The 6,000-nt window shown below is 71.7% G+C and carries 5 protein-coding genes; all 5 read right to left on the reverse strand.

Annotated features, from left to right (window positions below):
* Positions 1-50: 50 nt before the first annotated feature.
* Positions 51-806 (reverse strand): nucleotidyl transferase AbiEii/AbiGii toxin family protein, encoded by a 756-nt coding sequence (locus ABZ261_RS03625; protein WP_356854908.1) that lies wholly within the window; start codon positions 804-806, stop codon positions 51-53.
* A 113-nt stretch (positions 807-919) separates the two neighbouring features.
* Entirely contained in the window at positions 920-1,153 is a 234-nt protein-coding gene (locus ABZ261_RS03630; protein ID WP_356854909.1) for a hypothetical protein, read from the reverse strand.
* A 28-nt stretch (positions 1,154-1,181) separates the two neighbouring features.
* Entirely contained in the window at positions 1,182-2,102 is a 921-nt protein-coding gene (locus ABZ261_RS03635; protein WP_356854910.1) for a hypothetical protein, read from the reverse strand.
* A 187-nt stretch (positions 2,103-2,289) separates the two neighbouring features.
* Complete coding sequence (metG, locus tag ABZ261_RS03640) at positions 2,290-4,005, reverse strand: methionine--tRNA ligase (RefSeq protein ID WP_356854911.1); 1,716 nt, start codon at positions 4,003-4,005, stop codon at positions 2,290-2,292.
* Positions 4,006-4,247: 242 nt separating this feature from the next.
* Positions 4,248-6,000: VWA domain-containing protein (locus tag ABZ261_RS03645; RefSeq protein ID WP_356854912.1), on the reverse strand; the 1,753-nt coding region annotated here is incomplete at its 5' end.

Here is a 6,000-nt window from a genome sequence, read left to right on the forward strand (position 1 = left end):
CGCTCACGACGGCCGGCGCGCACAGCCGTCTCCCGGCCCGGTGACGGCGGTCATGCGCCGGTGCCCGGTCCGGGTTCCTCGTCCGGGTCCTCGTCCCGCTCCTCGTAGGCGGCTTCGTCCGGTCCCCCGTCGTCCTCCTCGTCGGGGGACGTCCCCTCCTCCAGCAGCCGCTCGGCGATGTCGTCGGACCACTGCTGGGCCCAGGCCCGCAGCGCGGCGGTCTGCCGCTCGTCCAGCCCCAGACGGCGGAAGTCGGCGTCGGCGTAGAAGTCCGAGCCGGTCAGCCGGGACTGCAGGGTGGGCAGGTCGAACGGGTCGTGGGCGTGCCGGCGCCCCAGCTCCTCCAGATCGGGCAGCGAGAACCGGGCCGCCGCCGCCCGCGCGTCCACGAGGTCCACGGCCGAGCCCCGGTCGTACAGCGCACGGATCTTGGTGCCGACGGCGTCCTCCAGGGAGAGCGCCGGGCCGTACGCCGTCAGTTCCGGCGGCTGCCAGAACGCCTCCTTGTGCAGCGCCAGCGCGCAGCTCTCGCCGCTCGGCGGATCCGTGACGGTGAGCTGGGCGGTACGCGCGGTCACCGCGTCGATGCGCACCCGCCGCCCCCGCGCTTCCAGGGCCGCGCCGACCGCGGCGGCCAGGTGCTCCATGGCCTCGGAACTCTCCGTGGCGAAGTCGAGGTCGGCGTGCGGGCGCCGGAGCAGCCCGTGGGCCTGGAGGGCGTAGCCGCCGGCGAGCACCAGCCCGTAGGGGCCGCCCGCCGGGACGACATCGGCGAGGAGCCGGCGATGAGGTTCGGGGATGTCCACGGGGAGATCTTTTCCGGCTTCCCGTCCCCCACGCGTGACGACCCCCGTCGCCGGGGTGTCCGACGCCCACGGATCACCCGACGGGAGCCCCGCCCGCGGGGGCCGTCCCGGGACTACTCCTCCGCGAAGAGGTCTTCGGCGGTGTGGGCGGTGAGGGCGCGGTCCAGCCATCGGCGCAGGATGTCGAGGTCGTCGCAGGAGGTGATGCGTGTGCGCGCCGCGTCGGGGACGTGGACGCCGCGTCGTTCCAGGACGAACAGAATGTCCTCGGCCCGTCCCTCGGCCCGTCCCTCGGCGCGGAGTTCCTCGGAGAGGGGCGACTTGTAGAAGGAGAGGTCCACGGCCACCGGTTTCCTCCGTGCTGGTCCGACTGGATCACTGGTCGGCGAAGAGGTCTTCGGCGGTGTGGGCGGTGAGGGCGCGGTCCAGCCATCGGCGCAGGATGTCGAGGTCGTCGCAGGAGGTGATGCGTGTGCGCGCCGCGTCGGGGACGGGGACGCCGCGTCGTTCCAGGATGAACAGAATGTCCTCGGCCCGTCCCTCGGCCCGGCCCTCGGCCCGTCCCTCGGCCCGGCCCTCCTCCCGGCCCTTGTTTCTGCCTTCGGCGCGGAGTTCCTCGGAGAGGGGCGACTTGTAGAAGGAGAGGTCCACGGCCACCAGTTTCCTCCAGAGTTCTGCGGCTGGGTGCTTACCCATGCCCTGTGCGATGAGTTCGATAACAGGGTCGGCGAGGGCGTGCGGGGTGTCCCGCAGCACGGTCGTCATTGCTTTGAGTATGGCCCCGACGTCCGGATGCGCGACGTGCGTGATGGCGGACAGCGTGGCCAGCGCCAGGTCCTTGCGCACCTCGGCCGGATCGGTGATCACCGGCATGTTGTGCGGGCCCGCGACCATCGGGCGCAGGGTGAGCAGCGGCCACTGGCGGGGTCCGAAGCGGACCGGCCGCGCCGCCCATTCGGCGGTCGCGCGGTCCTGGCAGACGACCAGCAGCATCGGTTGCAGCCGGTACTTCGTGAGCAGGTACGAGGCGTAGTAGGCCCAGCTCGCGGGCTTGTCCGGATCCTTCTTGCCCTGAGCCTCGACGGCGAGGAGAAGTGGTTCGTCGTGCTCTGTCTCCAACCGCAGCAGGGTGTCGATGCGGCGTTCGAGCGGGCGGGTCTCGGTGAGGTCGGTGGGCAGGACTGTCACCGAGGTGGGCGGGCCGAAGTCGACGCCGAGTGCCTCGGAGACACCGGAGAAGAGGCCCGGATAGTCCTGGAAGATGCGGTGCATCGCCTCGTGGGGTGAGCTGACCATGCGATTCCTAGGGTGTGTGCCGTGCTGCGCCGAGCGTAGGGCAGGCAACCGTGCACGCATCGAGGTCAGTTGGCGATGTTCACCCGGGGGGGGTGAGGGTGCGCCGTGGGCGGGAAAGACGGGGCTCGAACGGCACGCGCCCCGCGCCCGGTGGGTACCGGGTGCGGGGCGCGCCGCGTGCGGGGCGTCAGTCCTCCTCGCCGCCGAAGCGCTCCTTGTACGCCGCCAGGTCCTCGTCCGTCAGCTTGGCGAACAGCACCGGCGGCACCGTGAACGCGGTGCCGGCCGGGACCGCGGTCAGGGCCTTCGCCTCGTCCCGGCTCACCCAGGTCGCGGTGTCGTCCCCGAGGGAGAAGACCTCGCGCATCGTCTTCGACGTCGCCGGGATGAACGGCTCCGAGACCACCGCGTACAGGTGGATCAGGTTCATCGCCGTCCGCAGGGTGAGGGCCGCTCCCTCCTTGTCCGTCTTGATCTCCAGCCAGGGGGCCTTCTCCTCCAGGTAGGAGTTGCCGGCCGACCACAGGGCGCGCAGCGCGGCCGCGGCCTTGCGGAACTGGAGGGCCTCCATCTGCTCCTCGTACTCGGCGAGCAGCCGGGCGATCTCATCGCCGAGGCGGGCCTCCGCCTCACCGGGCTCGCCGCCGGCCGGGACCGCGTCACCGAAGCGCTTCCGGGAGAAGGACAGCACGCGGTTGACGAAGTTGCCGAGGGTGTCGGCCAGGTCCTTGTTCACCGTGGCGGTGAAGTGCTCCCAGGTGAAGGACGAGTCGTCCGACTCGGGGGCGTTGGCGATCAGGAAGTAGCGCCAGTAGTCGGCGGGCAGGACGTCCAGCGCCTGGTCGGTGAAGACGCCGCGCTTCTGCGAGGTGGAGAACTTCCCGCCGTAGTACGTCAGCCAGTTGAACGCCTTGACGTAGTCGACCTTCTTCCACGGCTCGCGCACGCCCAGCTCGGTGGCCGGGAACATCACCGTGTGGAAGGGGACGTTGTCCTTCGCCATGAACTCGGTGTAGCGGACGGTGCCGTCGGCGTCGTACCACCACGACTTCCAGTCCCGGTTCTCCGGGTCCTGGTCCGCCCACTCCTTCGTCGCGCCGATGTACTCGATCGGGGCGTCGAACCAGACGTAGAAGACCTTGCCCTCGGCTGCCAGCTCCGGCCAGGTGTCCGCGGGGACCGGGACGCCCCAGTCCAGGTCGCGGGTGATCGCCCGGTCGTGCAGGCCCTCGTTCAGCCACTTGCGGGCGATGGAGGAGGCGAGCTGCGGCCAGTCCTCCTCGTGCCGGGCGACCCACGCCTCCACCTCCTGCTGCAGCTTGGACTGGAGCAGGAAGAGGTGCTTGGTCTCGCGCACCTCCAGGTCCGTCGAGCCGGAGATCGCCGAGCGGGGCTCGATCAGGTCGGTCGGGTCCAGCACGCGGGTGCAGTTCTCGCACTGGTCGCCGCGGGCCTTGTCGTAACCGCAGTGGGGGCAGGTGCCCTCCACGTAGCGGTCCGGGAGGAAGCGGCCGTCGGCCGGGGAGTACACCTGGCGGATCGCCCGCTCCTCGATGAAGCCGTTCTCGTGCAGCTTGCGGGCGAAGTGCTGGGTGATCTCGCGGTTCTGCGCGGAGGAGCTGCGGCCGAAGTAGTCGAACGCCAGCGCGAAGCCGTCGTAGACCGCCTTCTGGGCCTCGTGGGCCTGGGCGCAGAACTCGTCCACCGCGAGGCCCTGCTCCTTGGCGGCCAGTTCGGCGGGCGTGCCGTGCTCGTCCGTGGCGCAGATGTACAGGACGTCGTGGCCGCGCTGGCGGAGGTACCGGGAGTACACGTCCGCCGGGAGCATGGACCCCACCATGTTGCCCAGGTGCTTGATCCCGTTGATGTACGGAAGGGCGCTGGTGATGAGGTGTCGAGCCATCGGGGGCTGCTCCCAGGTCGGGTCGATTGACGAACCTTGAAATCGTAGCCGAGACGGGTGGGCCGCCCGCTTCCCGTTCTGCGGAATGGGAAGGGGCGGCCAGGGTGTCACCGACGGTCGCCGCGGGTGACCGGGAGTACGGGCGGGGCGGGGCTTCTGCGGGTGACCGGGTACGGCCGCCCCCGTCACGCCGCTTCGGTCACGCCGCCCCCGGTCACGCCGCTTCGGTCACGCCGCTTCGGTCACGGCCGCCAGTCGGCGAGCACGCCCTCGTACAGCTCCGTGTCCGTCAGCTCGCGGGGGGCGGGGCCCGCGTGGAAGAACGACGTGTTGCCGGTCTTCAGCTTGCGGAGGTAGTCGAACGCCTTGTTGTCGTGCTCCCCGAAGGCGACGAAGGAGAAGAAGACGGAGGGATGCGCGTCCGCCGCCGCGGTGAGGGCCTGTGTCGCCGGGGTCTTGGCGTCGGGGGCGCCGTCCGTCTGGAACACCACCAGGGCGGGGGTGCCGGGGGCGGTGTTCTCCCCGTAGTGGGCGAGTACGGCCTCCACGGCGGCGTGGTAGCTGGTACGGCCCATGCGGCCCAGGCCGGCGTGCACGTCGTCGATCTTCGTCTCGTGGTCCGGGGTGAGGGTGAGGTCGGTGGTGCCGTCGACCTCCGTGGAGAAGAAGACGACGTGGACCGTGGCCTCCGGGTCCAGGTGGGCGGCGAGCGCGAGGGTCTGGTCGGCGAGGGCTTGGGCGGAGCCGTCCTTGTAGTACGGGCGCATGCTCGCCGAGCGGTCCAGCACGAGGTAGAGCTTGGCCCGGGTGCCGGTGAGGCGGGACTTCTCGAGGGTCGTCGCGGCGGCCTTGTAGGCGGTGGCCAGGGCGGGGGTGAGGGCCTTCAGCCTGGTGAGGGGGGTGGCGGGCTCGCCCTTGTCTCCCTGGGCCTGCGGGGTGGCCTCGGCGGGGGTGTCCTGCGGGGCGTCGGTGTGCGGGGTGGCCTCGGCGGGGGTGTCCTGCGGGGCGTCGGTGTGCGGGGTCGCCTCGGCGGGGGTGTCCTGCGGGGCGTCGGTGTGCGGGGTCGCCTCGGCTTCGCCTTCGGCGTCCGGGTTCCCACCCGCACCACCCGTGCGGGTCTCGTCGTCGGGTGCGGGTGGCCCCTGTGGGGTGTTCTCGCCGTCGGCGGCCTGCGGGGACGTCGCCTCCTCGGCCTCCGCCTCGGCCTGCGGCTCCGGCTCGGTCTCCGTCTGCGGCTGGTCCGCCGCTTCCGGCTCCTCGCCGCTCCGCTCCGCCTCCGGACCGGCCTCGGGTTCCGGGGTTTCCTCCGGCTTCTCCTGCGCCTTGGGTTCGGCCTCGGTCCCGGTGGGCTCCTCGGTCTTCGGCTCAGGTTCGGCCTCGGCCGTCGCCTCGGTTTCCGGCTCGGTGCGGGACGACGCGGACGCTTCCTCAGCCTTGGCCCCGGACCCGGCGGACTCCTCCGGCCTCGCCTCGGCTTCTGCCTCTGCGGTGTCCTCGACCTTCGGCTCGGTTTCGGCCTCGGCCGTCGCCTCGGCCGCCGGCTCGCCTTCCGCCGTGACCGGCTCCTCGGCGCTTTCCTCCGCCTCGGCCCCGGCCTCGGTCTTCTCCGGGCTGCTCTCTTCTGCGGCAGGCTCGCCCTCCACCGCAGGCTCCGCGACCGGCTTCTTGGTGCTCTCCTCCGCCTTCGGCTCGGCAACGGTGCCGGTGCTCTCCTCCGCCTTCGGTTCGGCAACGGTGCCGGTGGTCTCCTCCGCCTTCGGCTCGGCTTCGGCCTGCGGGGTCTCCTCCGCCTTCGGGTCGGTCCCGGCCTGCGGGGTTCCCTCGGCCTCCGGCGTCGGCTCAGCCGCCGGGACTTCCTCCGGCTCGGGCTCAGGCGTCGGGGTTTGCTCCGCGGCGGGTTCAGGCGTCGGGGTTTGCTCCGCGGCGGGTTCAGGCGTCGGGGTTTGCTCCGCGGCGGGTTCAGGCGTCGGGGTTTGCTCCGCGGCGGGTTCAGGA

The organism is Streptomyces sp. NPDC006193 (genome assembly GCF_040613915.1).
Taxonomy (GTDB): Bacteria; Actinomycetota; Actinomycetes; order Streptomycetales; family Streptomycetaceae; genus Streptomyces.